The 21,934-nt window shown below is 66.3% G+C and carries 19 protein-coding genes and 1 pseudogene; 5 read left to right on the top strand and 15 right to left on the bottom strand.

All coding sequences use genetic code 11. The features are described 5' to 3' along the window. Positions 1-2 precede the first annotated feature (2 nt). From ACQP0C_RS18635 to ACQP0C_RS18605, 7 genes are all read right to left on the bottom strand, one after another. Entirely contained in the window at positions 3-899 is an 897-nt protein-coding gene (locus tag ACQP0C_RS18635; protein ID WP_433734586.1) for an extracellular catalytic domain type 1 short-chain-length polyhydroxyalkanoate depolymerase, read from the bottom strand. Positions 900-1,017: 118 nt separating this feature from the next. Then, positions 1,018-1,728 (bottom strand): thioesterase II family protein, encoded by a 711-nt coding sequence (locus ACQP0C_RS18630; RefSeq protein ID WP_433734152.1) that lies wholly within the window; start codon positions 1,726-1,728, stop codon positions 1,018-1,020. Between the two features lie 35 nt (positions 1,729-1,763). Beyond that, complete coding sequence (locus ACQP0C_RS18625; RefSeq protein WP_433734151.1) at positions 1,764-2,267, bottom strand: DUF2505 domain-containing protein; 504 nt, start codon at positions 2,265-2,267, stop codon at positions 1,764-1,766. 40 nt (positions 2,268-2,307) lie between these two features. Beyond that, on the bottom strand, positions 2,308-2,697 hold the full coding sequence (locus ACQP0C_RS18620) for a hypothetical protein (RefSeq protein ID WP_433734150.1): 390 nt from the start codon (positions 2,695-2,697) through the stop codon (positions 2,308-2,310). A gap of 258 nt (positions 2,698-2,955) precedes the next feature. Further along, complete coding sequence (locus ACQP0C_RS18615) at positions 2,956-3,483, bottom strand: TetR/AcrR family transcriptional regulator (protein WP_433734149.1); 528 nt, start codon at positions 3,481-3,483, stop codon at positions 2,956-2,958. 196 nt (positions 3,484-3,679) lie between these two features. After that, a complete protein-coding gene (locus ACQP0C_RS18610) occupies positions 3,680-4,330 on the bottom strand; it encodes a response regulator (RefSeq protein WP_433734148.1) in 651 nt (216 codons plus the stop codon). Further along, a complete protein-coding gene (locus tag ACQP0C_RS18605; protein ID WP_433734147.1) occupies positions 4,330-4,497 on the bottom strand; it encodes a hypothetical protein in 168 nt (55 codons plus the stop codon). Before ACQP0C_RS18605 ends, ACQP0C_RS18610 begins: the two co-directional genes overlap by 1 nt. 500 nt (positions 4,498-4,997) lie before the next feature. Here ACQP0C_RS18605 and ACQP0C_RS18600 point away from each other — a divergent pair, with 500 nt between their 5' ends. After that, entirely contained in the window at positions 4,998-6,002 is a 1,005-nt protein-coding gene (locus tag ACQP0C_RS18600) for a heme/hemin ABC transporter substrate-binding protein (RefSeq protein ID WP_433734146.1), read from the top strand. A gap of 35 nt (positions 6,003-6,037) precedes the next feature. On the opposite strand, the gene ACQP0C_RS18595 is transcribed toward ACQP0C_RS18600, so the two are convergent. Both ACQP0C_RS18595 and ACQP0C_RS18590 read right to left on the bottom strand, forming a co-directional pair. After that, on the bottom strand, positions 6,038-7,243 hold the full coding sequence (locus tag ACQP0C_RS18595) for a metallophosphoesterase (protein WP_433734145.1): 1,206 nt from the start codon (positions 7,241-7,243) through the stop codon (positions 6,038-6,040). A gap of 504 nt (positions 7,244-7,747) precedes the next feature. Then, the gene (locus ACQP0C_RS18590; RefSeq protein ID WP_433734144.1) at positions 7,748-13,210 is read right to left on the bottom strand and encodes a carboxyl transferase domain-containing protein; all 5,463 of its coding nucleotides are present in this window, start codon (positions 13,208-13,210) and stop codon (positions 7,748-7,750) included. Between the two features lie 408 nt (positions 13,211-13,618). Here ACQP0C_RS18590 and ACQP0C_RS18585 point away from each other — a divergent pair, with 408 nt between their 5' ends. Then, entirely contained in the window at positions 13,619-13,984 is a 366-nt protein-coding gene (locus ACQP0C_RS18585; RefSeq protein WP_433734143.1) for a hypothetical protein, read from the top strand. 206 nt (positions 13,985-14,190) lie between these two features. Here ACQP0C_RS18585 and ACQP0C_RS18580 read toward each other — a convergent pair whose 3' ends face one another. The 4 genes and pseudogenes from ACQP0C_RS18580 to ACQP0C_RS18565 all read right to left on the bottom strand — a co-directional run bounded on the left by ACQP0C_RS18580 (position 14,191) and on the right by ACQP0C_RS18565 (position 17,244). After that, entirely contained in the window at positions 14,191-15,348 is a 1,158-nt protein-coding gene (locus ACQP0C_RS18580) for a lipase family protein (protein ID WP_433734142.1), read from the bottom strand. A 292-nt stretch (positions 15,349-15,640) separates the two neighbouring features. Then, positions 15,641-15,922, bottom strand: a pseudogene (locus ACQP0C_RS18575) (pyridine nucleotide-disulfide oxidoreductase); the annotation flags it as partial. Between the two features lie 232 nt (positions 15,923-16,154). After that, positions 16,155-16,646: a nuclear transport factor 2 family protein gene (locus tag ACQP0C_RS18570; protein WP_433734141.1), complete on the bottom strand. Its 492-nt coding sequence runs from the start codon at positions 16,644-16,646 to the stop codon at positions 16,155-16,157. A 10-nt stretch (positions 16,647-16,656) separates the two neighbouring features. Continuing rightward, a complete protein-coding gene (locus tag ACQP0C_RS18565) occupies positions 16,657-17,244 on the bottom strand; it encodes an NADPH-dependent FMN reductase (RefSeq protein ID WP_433734140.1) in 588 nt (195 codons plus the stop codon). A 137-nt stretch (positions 17,245-17,381) separates the two neighbouring features. On the opposite strand from ACQP0C_RS18565, the gene sigJ reads away from it, so the two are divergent. Next, positions 17,382-18,272 (top strand): RNA polymerase sigma factor SigJ, encoded by an 891-nt coding sequence (gene sigJ / locus ACQP0C_RS18560; RefSeq protein ID WP_433734139.1) that lies wholly within the window; start codon positions 17,382-17,384, stop codon positions 18,270-18,272. A 4-nt stretch (positions 18,273-18,276) separates the two neighbouring features. On the opposite strand, the gene ACQP0C_RS18555 is transcribed toward sigJ, so the two are convergent. Together ACQP0C_RS18555 and ACQP0C_RS18550 are read right to left on the bottom strand one after the other, a co-directional pair. Continuing rightward, positions 18,277-19,017, bottom strand: a complete 741-nt coding sequence (locus tag ACQP0C_RS18555; RefSeq protein ID WP_433734138.1) for an SDR family oxidoreductase — start codon at positions 19,015-19,017, stop codon at positions 18,277-18,279. A 412-nt stretch (positions 19,018-19,429) separates the two neighbouring features. After that, the gene (locus tag ACQP0C_RS18550) at positions 19,430-20,104 is read right to left on the bottom strand and encodes an alpha/beta hydrolase (RefSeq protein WP_433734137.1); all 675 of its coding nucleotides are present in this window, start codon (positions 20,102-20,104) and stop codon (positions 19,430-19,432) included. 285 nt (positions 20,105-20,389) lie between these two features. Here ACQP0C_RS18550 and ACQP0C_RS18545 point away from each other — a divergent pair, with 285 nt between their 5' ends. Together ACQP0C_RS18545 and ACQP0C_RS18540 are read left to right on the top strand one after the other, a co-directional pair. After that, the gene (locus tag ACQP0C_RS18545) at positions 20,390-20,662 is read left to right on the top strand and encodes a hypothetical protein (protein ID WP_433734136.1); all 273 of its coding nucleotides are present in this window, start codon (positions 20,390-20,392) and stop codon (positions 20,660-20,662) included. Between the two features lie 431 nt (positions 20,663-21,093). Then, positions 21,094-21,933 (top strand): hypothetical protein, encoded by an 840-nt coding sequence (locus ACQP0C_RS18540; protein WP_433734135.1) that lies wholly within the window; start codon positions 21,094-21,096, stop codon positions 21,931-21,933. The last annotated feature ends 1 nt before the right edge of the window (position 21,934 follow it).

Here is a 21,934-nt window from a genome sequence, read left to right as displayed (position 1 = left end):
GGTCAACGGGCGTGAGCTGCGAAGAACTGCCAGCTGGCTTCCGAGGCGTCGAAGATGTCGGTGGTCGGGCCGATGAGGGCTTTGGGGAGGTATTGGTGGCCGCCGGGCCAGGTGTGTCCTCCGTTGTCGACCTGCATGAAGGTCACCTCGGTGCCGTCGGCACAGGCGGTGGCGGTGAGGCGATGGACTTGGGTGGCGTCGTTGCCCGTGGCTGGGAGCAGCTCTTCGGTCGGCGCTTGGCAGCGGTCGGCCTCGCGCCAGCGCGCCGCGGTGGTGAGGGCGGGCAGGATAGTCGATTGTCCGCCTCGGCCGGTCATGATTCCGCCGGTGAAGGGCACGATCGGATCGGCGGTGCCGTGTGTTTCGAGTACCGAGACCGGGCGTGTGGGCGCACAGTTGACGTTTGTACCCAAGGTGCCCGCGACCGGCGCGATGGCGGCGAATACATCGGCGCGATCACAGGCGAGTCGATCCACCATGAACGCACCGTTCGACATACCGGTGGCGAATATGTGACCGCGGTCGATATCGAAGTCGCGGGCGATTTCATCGACGAGCGCGACGAGGAAACCCACGTCATCGATGCCTCGACGGTCCGGCTCGGACGCACCCCGCCCATCGGCCCAATTGTGGTCGATACCATCGGGATACACCACGATGAAGCCGTGCCGGTCCGCGACGGCGTCGTAGTGCGTGAGCGATTGCTGGCCGTTCCCGGTCGAACCACCGCCGTGCAGATTCAACACCAGGCCAGCCGGATGATCGGATCCAGCGGGGACATGCAGACCATAGGTCCGCACCAACCCGCCGAACGACAATTGCCCGCGCTGATCACCATCGGAGCCGGTTTCCGCGCGCGATATGTGATGCAGACCCAAAACGGCTATGGCGCAGCTCATTACGCAAACCAATACCGTCGTCAGCACCGACCGACGGGGAATCCGATTGTGCAGCCTTTCCGACACGAGGCAAAGATACCGCACGTTCGTGAACGTTGATCGATGTCGAATCGGCCGCTCAGAGAGCGCTATTGATCACCTTCGCGACCGCCGCCGGTTGGGCGTCCAAGTAGAAATGCGACCCCGGGAAGACATGCACATCGAACGACCCCGAAGTATGCGTACGCCACCGCGCGAGCTGGTCCGGTGTGACCACGGGGTCGTCGACCCCGGTCAGACCGACCACCGGGCAGCGCACCGGATCACCGGGTGTGTAGATGTAATTCTCGATCGCCAGGTAGTCGTTGCGAACCGCGGGCAGCACGGCGGCGGCGAGTGCCGAGTTGGTACGCAGCACGGCCACTGACGCGGGATCATTTGCCAAGCGCTCCAATTCGGCGATCAGCGTGGCATCGCCGGTGTCGGCCAGCCGGTCGACGGTGGGCTCGGACGGGGCCGTCCGACCCGATACGAACAGCGCGATCGGTGTCCGGCCGCGCGCCTCGAGCCGACGGGCGGTCTCGAAGGCGATGGTCGCGCCCATGCTGTGGCCGAACAATGCCAGCTCACCGCCGAGCAGGGGTGCCAAGGCCGCGGCGATATGGTCCGCAAGTTCGGTGAGGCATGGAATCAGCGCCTCGCCGATCCGATCGCGGCGACCCGGATACTGGACCGCGTAGACGCCGACACCCTCGGTGATGTGGTTCGCCAGATCGCGATAGCCTCCGGCCGCGCCGCCACCGGGCGGAAAGCACACCAGGGCCGGTCGGTCGGGCCGTCCAGGGCGCATTCGTCTCATCCATACCGCGAACGGGTCACCGTTCATCACGCATGCTCCCGCCGCAGCCAGCGCTCGGTGAAGGCATCCACCGCACCCGAGTCCTCGATGATCCCTTTCGCGAAGGCCCCGGCGATCAACCGGCCCGCCATCGGAATTCCGGAATCGACCGTCACCGAGTATTCCGAGAGGCATCCATCCGCGCTGTCGCGCAGCTCGCAGGTGCCCGCCATGGTGCCGACGCCGGCGATACTGCCGCGTATTTCGGCCCGGGCCACCCCCTCCACCAGCGGTGACCAGCGCTCGGAGTAGTCCAGCCGCAGCCCGGACGGCCAAACCCGCGCCAACCGCGGCGGAATCTGGTCCGGGGCGACAGGTTTGGATATCGCGGCCACGAGCACGCCGTCGGCGTCACGACTGAGCGACAGTTCGGCATGCGGGCCGTCCAGTTCGGCCACGCGCGCCTGCCAGTACTCGGCACTGACCAGTGCCTCATGGAAAAGCACTGCGGAAAAAGAGAACTCACTGATCAAGCGAATCTTCTGCGGCATCACCACTCCTCGATCGGCTGGTCGGGCTAGGTGTCAGGGGCTAGAGCGCGGAGATCCGGACTCTTGCGTCGGCCCAGGACAGCGGTATGTCCCCGGTCGACGCGCTCGACTCGACGAAATTCGGATCGCCGATCCGACCGGCCATATCCGCGAGCATCTTCGCGTGCGTGCCGCTGTGCGCGAACTGGTCCATGGCCGCCTTGTCCGACCACGCGGACAGCGTCCAGAAGGTCTTGGAGATCAGCTTCGCGTCCAATGCGAACCCGACGCAGCCCGGTGCGGACACCAGTTGGGTGCGAATCCGCATTGTCCAGTAGAGAAATCGGGGCACATCAATGTAGTTCGTCAGCGGCAGCCGGGAGGTGAGCACGTGCAACTGGTCACTGTCCGCGGGCTTGTGCACCCCTGCGGTCCAGGGCAGAGCGGGCATGGAAATCTCCTTACGTGATATGGGATGGGATCAAGAAATTCGGGAAGCCATCAAGGCCCGTATATAGCGCTATTCTGATGTCGGCAAAGTATTCAGAACAACCAGATTGTCGAGCGAAACCATGAAGATCGCGATAACGCTGACGCAGGGTCGGCAGCACGCGATGACAGCCCATGCCTGCCATCGATGAATTCCATGTTCAAGAACATGGCTTATCACGCAATGCGATCGCGCGATGAAACCACTCGGAATCTGGAGTTATTCTCCACTGTCCGGGTCCAGTAGTTCCAGTTCCAGCACACTCGTGACATTCAGCAGCATGCCCTGCGCCATGAAATCGAACGCACCCCCGGCATCGCTGCCGGACAAGTCCTTCACCACCTGGTAGAGACGGTGAAACCGTTCGCGGGCGAGGGCGCGGATCTCGTCGTCGAGCGCCGATGCCGCATACACCTGCAGTTGAAAGGTCAGCTGCTGACGATCACCCAGCAGCTCTATATAGGCGTCCGCCATCGCGGCCAGCCGGTCGTCTTGCACACTTTCCGAGGCGGCCGCACGGAAGGCCTCCTCGACCGCATCGAATGCTCGATTCGCCGCGGCGAGAAAAATCTCCTTCTTGGTCTGGAACAAACGAAAGAGATAGGCCTGCGAAATTCCGGCATGCCGCGCGATCGACTCCGTTGTCGTCGCCGTGTAGCCACCGGCTGCGAATTCGGCTATGGCAGCAGCCAATACCTGTTCGCGTCGCGCGCTCGCTGACATTCGCACCCGAGCCGGTGAACTCATATCCCCAAGTTTAGTGATCACTCACCTAACTGATCAACCGGTGCGGCGGATAGTTCAGCCCGAGTTAACAGACCGGACACCAAAAGCGCCACGATCCCGGATCTATTGCGCACTCACGACGTGCTATCGCGATCCACGACAGGCGACCGCGACGCACACAGATGGCCGCCGATCACGGCGCGGCGTGGCGGTGTGATCAGTCCGGCGGGTACGGGACGATCAACTTGGCCGCCGTCGCCCGGTTGACCATATCCAGTCTCGACACGGCGCCGAGCTTCTGGAAGATATTGCGCAGGTGCCGCTTTACGGTGCCCTCGGTGATGCCGAGGACATTCGCGATCTGCCGGTTACTCATGGCGCTCGCGACCCGTTCGACGACCTCCAGCTCGCGCGCGGTGAGCGCCTGATCCGGCGAGGTGTTGTCGTCGGCTGATCGGCGATCCTCCTGCCAGGACACGTAGACGATGACCTCGCCATCGCTGTCCGCGGTGCGGATCGCCGACAGCAGCGTCTCCCGCCTGGCGCTCTTGTGCAGATAACCAGCGATGCCGCACTCGACCAATTCACGGATCAGACCCATGTCCTGGTGCACGCTGACGATCAACACTCGCGTGTCGGGACTCACCTCGCGCAGCCTGAGCAGTGTCGTCACGACATCTTCCCCGGGGATCTCGACATCCAAGATCACCACATTCGGATGCAGCCGCTGCGCCTGCTCGATGCCCGAACGGCCATCGGCGGTCTGGCCGACCACCGTGATATCGCTCTCACGATCCAGGATTTCGCACAGCGCGCCGCGCAGCATGTTGTGATCGTCGATCACCAGCACCGATATCATCGCGGTCATCACGCCTCATCGATCGATAGTCGTATCCACAACGCGACGCGTGTGACCGCCGCCCCGATTCCCCTGCGGCCCTTGGGCTCCCCGGCCACGAGCCCGCGGCGATGACCGTCGGGAACGCGCCGGGTCGCCAGGCGGGCGGGCACCGCATCCGGCGGATGCCGCGTCATACACCGATCTCCCGGACGCCCGGATAGGCAGCAATCGATCGGCTATTCTGGCCGTGGCGAATCGCCCAGTGCCAGTACCGCATTCGTGCCACGGTTACCATTTCGGTTTCCCCTTTGATACCCACCCATGGTGCCCCGGGCTATCCCTCGATGGATATCCTCAGGTGAACCGCACTGTACCCAAGGATCGCACGGTGTTCGACCGGTCCACGGTCCGGTTCATCCGGGCGGACCGAACTAAAACGCAATGCCAAATATCTGGTCGTTTGACCTATTTTCTTGCGGTTCAACATGCTTTAACTTCCGCCGCGTCGAGTTCACTTCCGGACTCGCGCCCGCCCCTACCAGGCAACACACATCAAGACCAGACAGCCGGGCCGCGATCCGCCAGTAAACTACTCATGAACACCGGAAAACCATTGCGGGAAAACAACTTCCAATACGAAATCCACGAAAATTGAGTAGCGAACAGAGCACTCCCCCCGGATACTGTGACAATCATGTTCAGCCGCGCCGGACTCGGAATCCTGGCATTCGGACTCGCCTTCGCACTGGGGCTCAGTGCCTGTTCGTCACCAGGGCAGACCGATGTCGCAACCAACGGCGAAATCACAGCAACCCTGACGGATCCCGATCCGCAACCGATCGCAGCCGACCCGCGGCCGAGGCTGCCCGTCACCGTCCGCGGTTTCGACGGCACCGACGTGACGGTCTCCGACACCAGTCGCATCATCGCCGTCGACCGTTTCGGCACCCTGGCGCAAACGGTGTACGCACTCGGCCTGGGCCCACATCTCATCGGTCGCAGCACCGCGGCGAAACTCCCGGCGATCATCGACCGCACCGACGTCACCCCCGGCGGTGAGGCCATGAGCGTCGAGGCCGTGCTGGCCTTGCACCCCACCCTATTGCTGACCGATACGACCACCGGGACACCCGCGGTCTTCGAGCAGTTGCGCGCCGCTGGCGTGTCGATCGTCTTCTTCGATCCAGCGCGAACACTGACGGGAACCGGTCCGCAGATCCAGGCCGTCGCGGACGCCCTCGGCGTCCACGACCAGGGTGTCGCGCTCGCCCAGCGCACTACCGCGGAGATCGCTGCCGCGACCGCGGCCGTCCCGGCGGGAAAGCCCAAACCGCGCATCGCATTCGTGTACCTGCGCGGCACCGCGCTCACCATGCTGGCCGGACCGGGCTCGGGCGCGGACGCGCTGATCACCGGGCTGGGGGCCGAAGACGCCGGAACAGCGGCCGGACTGACCGAGCCCTTCGTCACGATCACCAGCGAAGCGCTGATCGCGGCCCGCCCCGATATCCTCCTGGTCATGACCGATGGCCTCGCCTCGGTGGGCGGCCCGGCCAGCCTGCTCAAACTACCCGGCATCGGACAAACTCCAGCCGGACGTGCCGACCGGATCATCGATATGTCCGATAGCGTCCTACTCTGCTTCGGCCCCAATACGGGACGGGTGATGACCGCACTGCTCCCAGCTGTCTATCGCTGACCGCGGACGGCTGTGTACGGCCGGCCAGCGCGACATCACGCCTGCAGCGAAGCGAGCTCGACCACGGTGATGTCGGATGGCGCCCCCACCCGGACCGGCGGGCCCCACGCCCCGGCGCCACGGGTGACATACAGCTGCGTGTCGCCGTAGCGCTCCAGCCCGGCAACGGTCGGATTGGCCAGGCCCGCAAGGAAATTGCCCGGCCACATCTGGCCGCCGTGCGTGTGCCCCGACAGCTGCAGATCGACGCCGTGGGCAACCGCATCGTCGATCAGCACGGGCTGGTGCGCCAGGAGCACCGCAGTGCGCGACCGATCCCGATCACCCAGCGCCCTGCCGAAGTCGGGACCTTGTCCGGTCGACGCGCCCTGCACATCGTTGACACCCGCGAGGTCGAATCCGGGCAGCTCTGTTCGGGTGTTGGCGAGCAGGTGCAGCCCCAATTCCTGGACGTGCTCGATCCATTCCTGCGCGCCGGAGAAGTACTCGTGGTTGCCGGTCACGAAATACGCACCATGGCGGGCCCGCAACCCGGCCAGCGGCGCGACGGCGGGGCCGAGATCCGCAACAGTGCCGTCCACCAGATCACCGACAACGGCGATGAGGTCGGGCTGCGTGTCATTGATCGTGGCGACCACCCGCTCGGCGAACCCCCGTCCGAGAATCGGCCCGAGATGGATGTCGCTGACCACGGCAATACGGAACCCGTGCGCACGGCGAGGCAGTTTCGCCAGTGGAACGACAATGCGCTGCACACTCGGACCGCGCAGCACACCGTAGGTTCCGTAGCCCACGGTCGTCACCGCGACAGCAGCGGCCGCACCGCCCACGGCACGAGATACGAAGAGCCGACGCGGAATGCGAGCGACCGCGGCAGCGGCCGTCGCCGATGACGGCTCCGGTTGCGTCTCGGCACCCGGCCCCGCGATCGGCGCACTGCTCGCGGCCGACGCGACCGTGCCCGCAACCGGGATTGCCGCGGCGGAATCCCCCGCCACGTCTTTGCGAACAGCCCATCTCAGCAGTGCAATTCGGACTATCTCACCCACGAACAGCGCCATCAGCAAGTACACGAAGACAGCACCCCACAGAAAGCCCGGCCAGGCGATCACCTGAACGAGCCGGAACGGAGCCCCAACGCGTTCGGCAACCACAGTCCCGATCAGCAGCACAGGCCCAACCACCACGATGGCGCTGCCGATGTGCCGGGAGACGGCGCCCGCGACAGTCGTATCACGCACAAGACGCCGCCATACGTACCAATGCAGCGCAACACCTGACACCGCGGCAACGACGACTCCCACCACAACCGCGACAACCACAACAACGACCACCACGTACTCCCCACGACTACCGAACCCGCGCGGCTCCCCAACCTACGTCACCGAACCGCCTACCGCGCCCGAACGACCCACAACATCAACGGCTTTCGGACCTGACTCACTCGGACCCACCGGCCCGATCACACTGCCGCGGCAATTCCGCAGTGGATAAGGACTTGCACGCCGATGCAGACCCGACTCCCGGCGGCGGACTCGTACGAATCCCTGCGCAGCTGCGGTGTGCCCGGGGCCCAGTCACGCAGCGCCGCATTGAATCCACAGCGGCCGCAGACGCCGGGAGGCGGCGTTGGTACAACGCCGCCTCCTCCAGCTTCGCCTCCGCGGGTAGCCGTTTCACCGACTCGGGCCCCGATATCGAGCCCGTAGTCCTGCCTGCCTCAGCAATCAGATGGTCCGCAATGATCAGCCGGGCAGACCTGCCTCGATGGCTTCGATGATGCGCGGGCGCAGTTCGGCGGCGCGGATGATGGCATCCACCGAACCGACCTCGACAGCGCGCTGAATATTGTGCACGCGGTCGAATTCCGCTGCGACCTCACCGAGTTTCTCCGTGCGGACCGACGTGCGGACCTCGTCGCGTTCCGCCGTCAGTGCCGCACGGTCGGCGCCGACCGCGTTCGCGGCGCGGGCCTCGAGGTCCCGCACCCGCTGATCGGCCGTGGTGCGCGCATCGACCTCGCCGGCGAACACCACCGCGGCCGCGGGGGCGCCGCCGAGCACCGAGGCGAACGAGCCTTCCAGCGCGAGCACGGTCATATTCGGGTTGAGCAGCTTCGAGAACACCACGAACGCGCCGCCGTGATAGCGCGAGATCACGCAGAACACAATGGGTCCTTGGAAGTTCACGATCGCACGGCCGATCTCGGCGCCGTACTCGAGCTGCAACTTCCGCATCGATTCGGGCGAGCCGTCGAAGCCCGACAGGTTCGCCAGCACCACCAGCGGCCGATTGCCGCTGGCCGCGCTGATCGCCCGTGCGGCCTTCTTCGACGACCGCGGGAACAGTGTGCCCGCCGTGTAGGTGTCCGGGCCATCGGTGGACGGGAAACCGCGCCGCGGCACTCCCCTGGACTCGATGCCCAACAGGCACACCGGGATACCACCGAGCCGCACGTCCTGCACCACGGCCGTCTCGGCGTCGGCCATCCCCGCCCAGCGTTCCAGCACCGGGTGGTCCTGATCGGCCACCGCCCGCATGACGGTCCGGATGTCGAACGGCTTCTTGCGGTCCGGGTTGGCGCTGGCGGAGAAGATCTCACCGACCGTGGTGAAATCACTGCCCGCCACGACATGCGGGAAGTCGGAGACGTCGCGATCGATCGGGTCACTGGTCCGAGACCGGCGCGGTGACTGCTCGCCGGGTGCCACGTAGGTGTGGTCGTAGTGCGACATCAGCACATCGCGCGCGGCAAGCAGGTTCGGCGCCCAGTACTGTGCCTGCCCGTTCGGGCCCATCACCCGGTCGTAGCCGCCGATGCCGAAGTTGTCCTCGGCCGACACACCACCGGAGAAGTCCAGCGCCTGCTTGCCGGTGAGCACCATCGCCGAGTCCGGCGTCATCACCAGGATGCCCTTGGTGTGCATGAGCATCGTCGCCTCGGCGTTCCAGTACGGCTGCGCACCGACATTGATGCCCGAGACTACGATGTTGATCTCGCCGCCGTCCTGGGTGAATTCGACGATCCGCTTCAGCGCCGCCGCCACCCAGTCCATGTTCTCGGTGCCCGACTGCATCGAGATCCGGGCGCCGGAGGACAGCGCGTACCACTCCAGCGGCACCTGCATCCGTTCGGCCAGGTCCATCGCGGCGATCACGCGACGGCACTCCGGCTCCGAGAGCGCGCCGAGAGACTTCGTCGGATCACCGAGCAGCACCACCCTGGTGATGCCGTCGGGATACTGCTCGGTCGGTGTGGTGACAACGCCCGCGACGATCGCGGCCTTATTGCGGCCCTTGGGACGGTCGACCGGCACGAGCGTGTGGTCGGCGTCGAGGTCGTACTCGGCGAACTCGCCGAGCAGACCGGTCAACTCGTAGGGGTAGACGGTATTCCGGCTGCTCGCCCGCAGCACCTTCTGCCGGTACTCGTCGAGTGGCTCGACCACCCCGTCGGACCGCTCGCCGATGGTCACCTCGGTGCCGCCGGTGGTGTCGAAGGATATGCGCACGGCGACCTTGATCAGCTCACCGGACCTCGGGGCCCGGTGCCGTGCGATGAGCAGGATCTCCTCCAGCCCGGCGCCCGCGGTCGTCGGCCGCACGCGATCGACGATGGTCTCCAACTCGGAGCGGGTGATGTCGACCGGCGGCCAGATGTACATCACGATGCGGTTGGTGTGGAAGCGCTTGGCCGACGGCCGCTGCGACTGTGCCCGGCGGATCGAGTCGAGGCAGGTGGCGATGGTGCTTTCGGCCGTCGGCAGTGCCAGCAGTCTGCCGTCGTGCTCACGCAGCGCGGCCAGGTCACGCACCTGGGCGAACGCGACGAGGCGCTCGTCGGACGGGTTTTCTTTCGCGATGCAGCGGAACAGGTAGATCTCCTCGTCCGAGGACGGCAGCCGGGTGAGATCGAACTTGCGCAGCCGCTTCATCTGCATCCGCTCCGCGATGTAGGGATGCAGGCCGCGGATCAGCCGCTCCTCGACCATGCCCGTTGCGGACGGGCGGAAGGTGAAGTGATGGTGCATCACCGCACCACCGCTGCCCGCGACGGTCGCGGTGATCCGGTGGATCTGGTTCGGCAGTGGCCGCGCACCGAGCACTTCCTGCAGCGCCGCCGCCATCGCGTCGAAGTCCTCTGGCTGCTTCTCCCAGCTCAGGTAGATGTCGACCTCGATGGACGCGGCCCCGCTCGCCAGTTCGGTGAGACCGCGCAGCACGGTGTCGAGCGCGTCGAAACTCACCGCTGCCGACACCAGGCTCAGGCCCCGGCGCTCGGCGATCACGAAGGTGCACCCGCCGGCCTGCCGGGTCTGCACACTGGCCAGCCCCTTGTTTCCGTAGTACCGCCGGGTCAGCACCTCGAGCATGGCGGTGTTGTCCGCACTGCCGCGCACCAGCCGCTGACCGAGCAGCCGCACCAGCGGTTCGGTGCTGCGCACCATCTCGGAAATGCGCTCGGCGCGATCGGGCGTTTCCGGGTGCGCGTCGAGGTGGCTGAGCTGCTTACGGACATTGGTGTAGACGCGGGCGCGGTTGCGCCGCAGCAGCGGCTGGCCGAACCAGGCGTACACCAGGCCGCGGGTGAGGTCGGCGATCACCGGGAAGCGCACCTGCGTCGCGGCCACCAGTCGCTCCAGCGCCAAGCCGACCGGTTCGCGCAGCGCCCGGTCCGGCACCGGCTCGCGCAGCCACTCGCGCAGCAATGTGGTGATGACCGTGACGGTGTCGGATGGACGTTGCTGGGCGAGGAAGATCCGGAAGACCGCGGCTTCGAGCTCGGGAGAACGCTCCAGATCGGCGACGCCGTAGTGCCCCAGCGCCTTGGCGAGTGTGGCCTGATACGACTCCGGCAGCCCGGCCCGCTCGACATCGAGGCTCTGCAGGTAGGTGTGGAAGTACTCGCGGGCGCTGTGGACATGCCCGTGGCCACCGTCCTCGTCCCCCGACCTGTTGTGGCTCAGTTCGGAGAGATCGGCGAACACCTGCACGAGTTCGATTTCCTCGGCGAGGGGCCGACGGTTGTCCGCGAGGGCTGCCCGGCGAACGGCGAGGTAGCGGTCGAGTACCCGGCGGTCGTCATGCGGGTCGACGTCGAAGCCCAGCAGCAAGCTGCGCAGGTCCTGCAGGCTGCGTGCCGTCCCCTCGTGCGGTCGCTCCGGTGCGGATTCACCGGGCAGATCCAGCTCGACCGACTCGACCACTGCGGCGTCCGCGGCCTCGTCGTCCTCGGCGAGCGGCTCCAACCGCAGCAGCGGCGCACCGGTCTCCACCTGGGTACCGACCGAAACAGCACATTCCTTCAACCGAGCCCGGAACGGCGCGCGCAGCACCGTTTCCATCTTCATGCTCTCCAGTACCAGGACCGGCGCGCCCGCCTCGACCTCGGCGCCGACCTCCAGTGGCGTGGCAACGACAAGCGCGGGAGCGGGCGAGCGGACGACACCACCCTCGTCACGGCTGATCCGATGCGTCACACCATCGACATCGACCAGATGAATCGGCCCGTGCGTGCCGGTGATCACGCGGTAGCGGGTGCCGTTGACCACGATCTGCCCGGTGTGGCGGTCGAAACGCTCGAGGTCGACATCAGCGGCTGCCGTATTGCCGCCCGCCTCGATGCCGACTCGGAACCGGTACGCGCCGATACGTGCGACGCGCACGCGGTAGCCGACGCCGCGCAGCTTGAGGTCGTGCGGGCGACCGCTCTGATGCTGCACCTGTGGACGTCCACCGGCCGCCGTGGACAGCAGCCGGTGCCGCTCGACCCGCTCTTCCTCTTCATAGGCGTCGATGGCGGCGACAGCCACCGCGATCGCAGAGTGCCGATGCGATACGAGACGCCCCTGGGCGCGAACACGGTCGATCCAGCCGGTGTCCGCGCTGGCGTCGATCACCTCGGGCTGGTTCAGCAGGTCGAGCACGAAGCTCTTGTTCGTAGCGCCGCCCTCGATGACGACCCGGGTCTTCGCCACTGCCCGGCGCAGCCTGCCCAGCGCTTCGTCGCGGTCCCGGCCGTAGGCGATGATCTTGGCGATCATCGAGTCGAAGTCGGCGGGAATCGTGTCGCCCTCGCTGACGCCGGTGTCGACTCGAATGCCGGGCCCCGCGGGCAGGTCCAGCCGCGCGATGCGGCCCGGAGCGGGCGCGAAGTCGCGGTCGGGGTCCTCGGCATTGAGCCGGGCCTCGATCGCGTGCCCGCGCTCCGCCGGAGGTTCGCCCTCGAGCTTGCCGCCCGATGCCACCAGCAGCTGCGCCCGAACCAGGTCGAATCCGGTGGTGCACTCGGTGATCGGGTGTTCGACCTGCAGGCGGGTGTTGACCTCGAGGAATGCGAACAGCTGGTCACCCGGGTGGTACAGAAACTCGACGGTCGCGGCGCCGCGGTAACCGACCGCGATCGCCAATCGCTCGGCCGACGCCTTGAGCTCGGCCGCCTGCTCGGGACGCAGCACCGGCGAGGCCGACTCCTCGATGACCTTCTGATTGCGTCGCTGCACCGAGCAATCGCGGACACCGAGCGCCCATGCGGTCCCTTGGCCGTCCGCGATCACCTGGACCTCGACATGCCGTGCGCCGGTCACCAGCCGTTCCAGGAAGACCACGCCACTGCCGAATGCGCGCGCAGCTTCCTGACGGGTGCGCTCATAGGCATCGACGAGCTCGGCCTCGTTCGTGATCACCCGGATACCCCGGCCGCCACCACCGGCGGTCGCCTTCAGCATCAGTGGGTAGCCGATCTCGGCGGCGGCCTCGAGGGCCGCCTCCACGGTTTCGACCGGACCGCGGCTCCACGGCGCGACCGGCACGCCGACTTCCTCCGCGATCAGCTTCGCACCGATCTTGTCGCCGAGCTTGCGCATGGCCTCCGGACTGGGGCCGATGAAGGTGACGCCGATCTGCTCGCAGAGTTCCGCGAATGCCGGATCCTCCGCGACGAAACCCCAACCGACCCACGCGGCGTCGGCCTTGGTCGTCACCAGGGCACGCTCGAGCGCCTTCGGATCCAGATACGGGCGCGCCGACGCCGGACCGAGGTCATAGGCGATGTCGGCCTCCCGCACGAATGTCGCGTTCCGATCGACATCGGTGTGCAAAGCGACGGTTTCGATCGGTCTCCCGGTCTCCGCGGCCAGATCTTGGACGGCATGGATGAGGCGCATGGCGGCCTCTCCGCGGTTCACGATGGCGATGCGGCTGAACACTCGCCCGCTCCTTCCACTCCACAGCACTGGCCCGCTCGGGCTAGAGGTTGCGACTACCGGTCCCGCGTAGTCTGCACCTCATACTGCTCGCAGGTACAGAGCATCAGGCGGTTACCCGCGCGTATCGTGGGAAATCCCTCATACAGGCCCATGACAGTCGGTGGTGGAATTCCTCGGTCCGGCCAGGTTCCAGTACCGTGCCCGTGATCGGGTCGTGGTTCGGCCCGGGTATCGATGAGCGCATTCGAACGGGAATGGCGGGCGGCGTTTCCCGACCAGCATCGCCAGATGTGTTGACCTGCAACGTTTCTTCGTTTTCCGAGCCCGCGCGGCGGCGCAGGCGTATCCGATCGGCGAGGGCACCCGAGCAGCTCTGAACGCTCCGCCGCAGTGCAGGAGGTGATCTGTGTGGCCGACATTGTCGATGTATTGCACGCTCGCTGCGCGGAGGTCGCGGGCGAGGCGATCCTCTCCGGAGCGCAGCACCCGACCCTCACCCTGACCACACGTGAGGTAGCCGACCTGCTCAACCACATGGCCGACCTACGCCGCCGCCACCACGACATCGACCTCGCCTACCGCGAACTCGACCACCGCTACACCGTGCTGCGCCGAGCCGCCAACGATGCCACTGCATCCTTGGATCGGATCCGCGACGCACTGGAGCAGCGCACCGCGCACCCGGAAGCTCGTGCACGCCAGGCTTGCACCATCGCCCGATTCGCTGCTCAGAACCTCACTGCCGCAAGCCTGAACACCGAGAAGGCGAATTGACCATGCGGCCCGCACGCGGCTCGTCACGAAGATCGGGGTGAACACCTCGACATCGAGCCCGGTCAGAATCTGATAGGCGCTCGGCCCGATCGCGCCGCAGACCGGCGCGCGATCGGTGACGTGGAAGACCGACAATGGCCGTCCACGCCACCGACACGGCGTTTGCGTCTGCGCTGAGCGACCACCTGCGACGATCCCGTCGGATCTCAGCAGGCGACAGGGGCGGGTTCGCCGCGAACCCGGCCCTCCAGCCACCGCAGCACCTCAGGTGCGCCCGCTGCCGCTGCGGACAAATGCTCGGGCACGGATACCGTCATCGTCTGCAACTGCACCCCGGAACTGCACCAGCGGCGGTCGGTGTTTTCGATGGCCTGGACCGGAACCAGCGGGTCGCTCGGCGAATGCCATTCGAACACGGGCATTTCCGGCACCCCTGGGTACAGCTCCAGGCTGTTTTCCTCCACCACCGTCCGGGCCTCGGGCCGGTCGAATATCGAGGTGGTGGTGACGAACTCGCGAGCGCTGCCGTTGACGCCGATGGCGAGGATCTCGTTGGTGCAGAGGTTGGCCATGGCGTCACGCAGCGCGATGCCGCGCGGGTTCAGATACCTGCTCATCGGCACCTGGTCCGGATACTCCCGCTCCAAACCGATTGCCGTCGCCATGGCCAGCCCGAAGGCCGGGTGCGGTTCGAGGCCGAGCGCCTCCGCCATCGTCAGCAGGTTCATCGGTGCGCCGCCGATGGCCGCGCCCGCGATCCGCAGCTCACCGGCGTACGACGGCTGCAGCACTGACGCCCATGAGGTGGCCAGGCCGCCACCGGAGTAGCCAGCCATCGTCACCGGGCTGTGCTGAACGGCCAGTTCGGGCAGCCTTTTCACGGCCCGGATGCCGTCCAATACGATGTGAGCGCCCAACTTCGCCGCTCCGAGTGCGAACTGCGGTCCCAGGTGATCCGGCATCGCGACAGTCCACCCCTCTTGCAGCACCACGTTCAACATCGTCGCCGTCGCCGTCAGATTCAGATCGCCGTTGTACAGCTTGTGCGATACCGCGCAGTCGGTGCCGAGTGAATTGATGAAGTGCTGATACGACAGCAACGGCGCATCGGGCTGATGGCCCAGCGGCGTGAGGACCGTAGTAGTCGCCGCGATCGGCCCACCGTGCGAGTCGGTCGAGCGGAATTTGACCAGCGTGACGGTGGCGCCGGGGAAGACCGGCACCGGCGGCATCGCCCGCACTTCGAGAATGTCACCGGGTTGATGCGCTGCCACATCCCCCGGGGTGGCATAGAACGGGTCCGGATCGACCACCGGAAACAGCGGTTCGGCGGTTGCCGTCGTCGTCAGCAGCGCGAGTGCCACACCGCTGAGTGCACCCAGAACCTTGGTCCGAACGCTGCGTCTACTACCGAAGAAAGGATGGAACGGACGAGTCACGACCTTGACCTCCACGGATAGTTCGCGGGCATTAGTCGACAAACCAGGCTGAATACAAATACCACATTCGGCAAATCTCCAGCGACACTATGGAAAGAAAGCCGAATTGGTCCATGCAACTGGCAGCCGCACATCCGATGTGAGCCCGAGCCGATGGCGCTGTCGTCTAACAATTCAGAGCAAACGACAGTTATGCCGGAGCGGCCCCGGACATCCGCTAGCCCAGGTTGATCCGCAGCATATCCGCACGCTCGACGACCTTGACGCGCTCGCGTCCCTGATGGTCACCGCGCGTCCGTTCGAGCGCGTCGAGGCGATAACAACCCGGCCAGGTCGTGAACGGAATGCCCTTGGCGATCAGGAAGGCAATGACCGACTCCGGCGCGGGATACACCGCAGCTGAGAGGATTTCGCAATTGTTGAGCAAACATGCGGTTTCGTTGGCGTCGCGGTTGGTGTGGCCGATGAGACCGACCGGACCGCGCTTGATCCAGCTCGTGTCGGCCAGCGTCGCGGCGGACGAATGCAACGGCACCACAACTTGATTCAGCGATCGCGCCCGCCGACGGCCCGCCGTCAAGACCTCGGCGGCGCGCTCGCGCTGCCCCTGGCCGTCAGCAGTCTGGCGTTGCAGACCGCCACCGGAGGGCGTTCATCAGGCCGATGATGCGGGACGGGGATGCCGCCCACGGGTTGCCGGTAGCCGCGGCGGCCCCGTGGGCAGCGCATGATCACCCGTGCGGTTGGGCAGCGGATATGTCCACACCCAGTCCGTTCTCTCCCGGCGGTGAGCCCGGCAGCGGCGAGTTGTCGAGGTATCGGATCTCGTAGACCCGCTCGGTGAATTTCCAGCCGTCGGCCGTTCGCCGGTAGCGATCGTGATAGATCGCATAGTTCAGATGTGAACTGCCGCTTCGCAATCGGCCGAATTCGCAGATGTGGGCGCGGCCGGAGGCGGTGTCGCCGTCGATCTCGATCGGGCCGGGATGGGTGTGCTGGACGAAGAAGTCCCAGGCGGCCTGCATTTGCGGCATGCGGGCCCGCAGTTCGGCGCGGCCGACGACTTCGATACCCGCGTCGGGGATGCGCATCACCGCGTCCTCGGTGAACAGTGCTGCCAGGCGGTCGAAGTCGCGCAGCATCGCCGCATCGGGGAATTCGGCTCGCAGCGCTTCGATCTCGATGCGGTCGGCGAGTGACCGAAGGTCGTTCGGTGTCGACATGAGTGGCTCCTCAGGAAGTGGCGAGAGTGGTTTCGGCGGCGGGCTGCCGGAGCGGCGCGAGCGCGGTGCTCCATGCGACGACCTTGCCCAGCAGCGCGTTCAGCGTGGTGGTGTGGCGGTCGCCCGGTGTGAAAGTGGTGTAGTTCTCGAAATCGCTGTGCACCGAGAGCGTGACCTGGTGGGCCACGTTGGCCATGCCCAGCGCGCTGCAGACCAGCCGCAGATACTCCACGGCGCGCAGGCCGCCGCTCGCGCCGTAGGAGACGAATCCGACCGCCTTGTCGACCCACTCCGAGAAGAGGTGGTCGAGGGCGTCCTTCAGGACTCCGGGGGCGCCGTGGTTGTACTCCGGGGTCACGATCACGAAGCCGTCGAACGGGGCGATCCGCCCGGCCCAGGCGCGGGTGTGCTCGTGGACGGAGGGGCCGAGCATGGGCGCCAACGGCTCGTCCAGATGCGGGAGCGGGTGGTCGCGCAGGTCGATCAGCTCGAACTCGGCGTCCTCACGCCGCGACGCCGTGTCCAGCACCCACTGGGCGACCTGCGGGCCGTTGCGGTTGGGCCGGGTACTGCCGAGAATGATGCCGATTCTGATCATGGTCGGAACTCCTGTTCTGCTGAACGTGTGACGACCTTCCGACGACGCAGGTGGCCGGAATGTCAGGCCGCCTCACAATTCGGGCCGCCATTTCGTCGATCAGGTGAGGGCCACAACCGACCGAAGGAGCCGACACCATGACCGATCCGCACCTGCGCGCGGTGATCGGCGAACGCCGTCAGCTGATCAATCTCGCCTACCGACTGCTCGGCTCGCTGGCCGAAGCCGAAGACGTGGTGCAGGAGACCTACACGCGCTGGTACGCCATGTCCGAGCCGCAACGGCGGGACGTGGACGCGCCCGGCGCGTGGTTGACGACGGTCGCCAGCCGCATCTGCCTCGATCTGCTCGGCTCGGCGCGAGCCAGGCGAGAGCGCTATGTCGGCGAATGGATTCCGGAGCCGGTACCCGACCGTTCCGAATGGCTCGGCGGTCCGGCACCCGCCGATCCAGCCGACCGGGTCACCCTCGACGAGTCGATCAGTATGGCCTTCCTCGTCGTGCTGGATTCCATGACACCGGCCGAGCGCGTGGCGTTCGTCCTGCACGATGTCTTCCGCTACTCCTTCACCGAGGTCGCCGACATCGTCGGGCGCACCCCCGCGGCCTGCCGCCAGCTCGCCTCCTCCGCCCGCCGCCGCATCCGCACCTCGCAGGGTCCGTCGAGAACCCAGCGCGCCGAGGTGGTCAGGGACTTCAAACGAGCCTGGGAGACAAGCGATATCGAGGCGCTGATCGGCCTGCTGGATCCGCAGGCGACCGCGACAGCCGACAGCGGCGGCCTGGCTCCGGCCTTCCGCCACCCGATCAACGGGGCCGACGAGATCGCCCGCGCCTGGATCGATATCGCCGCCCGAGGCCCCGAGGTGACACTGCTCGAGCGTACGGTGAACGGCCAACCCGGCCTGGTGGCGCAACTCGCCGACACCATCGTGTCGGTCTACGCCTTCGATATCGCCGACGGCCGGATCACCCGGATCTGGGCGATCCGCAATCCGGAGAAACTGCGGCCCTGGACCGCGGGCTGAACTTTCAGTGGGTCTTCCGGAGCCAGTCCTGGTAATGCGTCGGCGCCAGGTGAGCGTCCGGCCCTGCGATGAGCGCATCTCCGGGGACGGGTGCGAACATGCCGGCCGTGTCGTCGGTGACGACGGTCCGGCTGTCGTGCTGTGCCGCGAGGGTGATCCTGCCGAGTTCGTCGAGCCGAAAGACATCCGGGCCTGCGACGTTCCAGATCCCGCGCAGCGGGGCGCCGGTGGCGACTTCGACGACCGCGTCGACGACGTCAGCCGCGGCCATCGGTTGGAGCCGGGTTGCGGGCAGCCGCACGGTATCGCCGTCGGAGGTCCAGGACAAGACCGCGTCCATGAACTCGAAGAACTGGGTGGCGCGCACGATGGAGTACGGCGTGGGCCCCTGCCGGAGCAGGTCCTCCTGCAGGGTCTTGGCCCGGTAATAGTCCAGCTGGGGTACCTGGTCCACGCCGACGATCGAGAGGACGACCTGGTGCCCGATACCGGCCCTGTCCCCTGCCGCGAGCAGGTTGCTCATGGTGGTGCGGAAGAAGTCCATCGAGGCCTCGTCGAAGGTCGGCGAGTTCGCCACGTTGACCACGACGTCAGCACCCTCCAGCGCTTGGTCCAAGCCCTTTCCCGTGAGCAGGTCGACACCGGTCGACGGTGCCGCGGGGACGGCCTCGTGTCCGGCTGCCTTCAGTTTCTGGACCACCTGCGAGCCGATCCGTCCAGTACCACCGATGACTATCAGCTTCATGGTTCTCCCCTTGTCACGTGCTACCCGAACATCCAGGGTTCATAGCGGCCGATTGCACTGGTGCCGTTTATCGCGCCAGCCCGAAGGTGATGCTGTCTCCCGCGGCCCGCGCCACGAGTAGTCGACCACCCTTCCCGCATTTCCAGCATCCCATCAGCAAACCGCTGATGGGGTGTTTCTGTCAGAGGTCCACGAATTCGCGCCCTGCGGCGTCATGCCGGACTCGCCGGCAGAGTCGAGCTGGTTGTGCGGATCTCTCGTGGTGACGGAGATAGCCGGGCTCAAAGAGCCGTTACCCAACCCTGAGGACAGAGTGATGGCGAAACCACCGGCGGTCGCAATTGCGACGATCTGTCCGGCGCCGATGAACACCGGCACCGGTGCCGGTCGAGGGTGGCGGCCACGATGTCGGCTAGGGGCCGCCGAGCAGTCCTTGTTCGGCGGCGTACGCCTCTAGGCGGTCCACCAGCTCGTGTGGGCGGCTCAGGGCGGGGGTGTGCCCACCGTCGATCTCGTCGGGGGTGATGCCCAGGCGCTCCTGGGTGATGCGGTGCAGGAAGTCCGCGGGGAACAGATGGTCGTCGCGACCGATCAGGACTCGCGTCGCGACATTGGGCCAGGTCTCGAGCGGCGACGGTTCGCCCATTCGGGCCTCGGACTGGGTGCGCGCCCGGTTCAGTGCTTCGGCGGCCAGCTCCGGCGGAACATCCTGGTAGAACAGGGCGATCGTATCGTCGTACCGGACCCGCACCTGCTCACTGAATTTCGTATGGGTCCAGTAGTCGGCGGGCGCCTCTCCCGGTGCGGGGATCATCGGCGCGACGAGGACGAGCAATTCCACGCTCACTCGGTCGCAGAGGAGCGGGGCGGTGAAGCCGCCGAACGATTGCGCGGCCACGATGAGATCGGTCCGGTCACCGATCGCACCGACCACGGTGTCCGCGTACTCGGGCAGGCCGGCCGAGTCGTCATCGCAGGGAAGATCCGGGGCGATGGCTTCATGACCTCGTGCGCGCAGTTCGGCCGCCACCAGATGCCAGTACCAGCCGACATCGCCAGCGCCGTGGATCAAGACGAATGTGGCCACCCGGCCTCCCTTCTCGAGATTCTGCCGCCTGGCTCCAGTGCAGTCGATCAGCAGCAAGCACTTCCGGTTTCGCGGTGAGGTTAGGCGAGGGTACCGACAATCTCGACCGCGCTGCCGGGTGCGGGGCACAGCGTCTGCCAGGGGAGGTGGGGTTTCTCACCGTCTCGATTGGTCAATATTCATGCAGCGGACCGTCGGTCCCGCACGATCGGCGCCCGCCACACACCAGCTCTACCACCCCGCCCGTGAACCGCGCCACCCTGCGCGAACAAGGAGGAAGAACAAGTGCGATCCAGCAAAGTCGGTGCCATCGCCATTGCACTGGCCGCCGCCACCGTGGCCGCGGCAAGTCCGGCGCAGGCCGATGAACCCGCCCCCGGTGCCCCCAGCGAGCTCATCTCGATCGATCTCAACCTGCTGAGATGTTCCATCGGCGCTGGACTGGGCGTGGATCTCGTACTGGCCCTCGCCAGTAGCGGCTCCAGTTCCAACGCCAGCGTTTCCTCCGGTCTGGCGGCCCGCCTGCGCGCCGCCGGTTGCCTGCCCTGGCCTCGGTAATCGTGATGCCCCGCGTCGGCTGGCCCGATGTGGGTTGATCTCCCTATCCGCGGTCTCGGTGTGGCCTGGTAGCAGGCCAGACCGAGACCGCAACTAGCTTGTGTGGCAACGATTATCGGTGCCGAAGTCGCAACCGCATCGGCCGAGCCATCAGAACAGATCGTGAATCCCGCACTCCGAGTATCGATTCCGGCGTTCTCGATGTCGGGCGCGCGCCCCCGGAGGTTCACCGCCATGAGCACGTCAACTCCGTAGGGAATCACCAGGGACGCATACACATTCAAGTATCGCCAGATCTGGAACCGTCGAATCTGCTGCGTACCAGCGATATTCGCAATATTCCCATCATCGGGAATGCGGGAGAGACAACGGCGGCCCACGCCATCGGGTTTACTGGCAGGACTCAGCCCTCGCTGCAATGGAGCGTCCACGTGGGGTCAGATTCGTCGGAGGCCACCCGACACGGTGGCATCGTCCCGCCGGGTTTCGTCGGCCTCGAGCCGGGTGCCAGCGAATACCTTGTGGTGGCAGTCGATTTCGACCTCACCAGCCGCGGTGAGGCAGGGTTCCGTGACCTCGCGACGCTGCTGCCCGAGCCGGTGACGGTGTGGCTGACCGCCCAGCCGCCCGCGAGCATCGCCGACACGGCGTCGGGTGCGGTCTATACCGCGTGGTGGTGGGATCGGCTTGCCGCCTCCGGTGCGCGGATCGATGCGATACTCGGGTATTGCGCCGGCAGTGTGTTCGCCTGCGCCCTCGCCGATGAGGTGGCACGTCAACATGGCCGCCGGCCCGCGACCATTGTTTTCAATCCCGGTCGCCCCACTAGGGGTTCGGTGTTCCGCGACATGCGCACCACCCTGACGTCGCTGTCCTCGCTATCGGCCGCCGAACGCGACGACCTCATCGGCCAAGCGAGCGCGCTGCTTCAGCAGTGGCCACGCGATGTTCCCGGCATCCTGGATCGGCTCCTGGCGCTCTACCGCGACGCCGCCGGCGACGCCTTCGAACGAGTCGGTATCGCACCGGACGTCAGTGCCGAGCTGATCGACGTGTTCGCCTCCTACACCGCGTATTTGCGGGCGGCATCGACCATGGCACCGCACCCGCAGTGGTCCTCGGCAACCGCCGTTATCTCTGTGGAAGACGACGGAGAACCGGATTTCACCGCGCACCGGATTCCCACCGAGATCAGCCGCCGCGACCTGTTGCGCACACCCCAGGTCGCCCGCCTGGTCCTGAACGCGATGCAGCCGCAAGGTAGGAGATGAC

The sequence above is a fragment of the Nocardia sp. CA-129566 genome (assembly GCF_050956075.1).
GTDB lineage: Bacteria > Actinomycetota > Actinomycetes > Mycobacteriales > Mycobacteriaceae > Nocardia.
The sequence above is the reverse complement of the archived record's forward strand: the minus strand, read 5'-3'. Positions and strand labels throughout refer to the sequence as shown.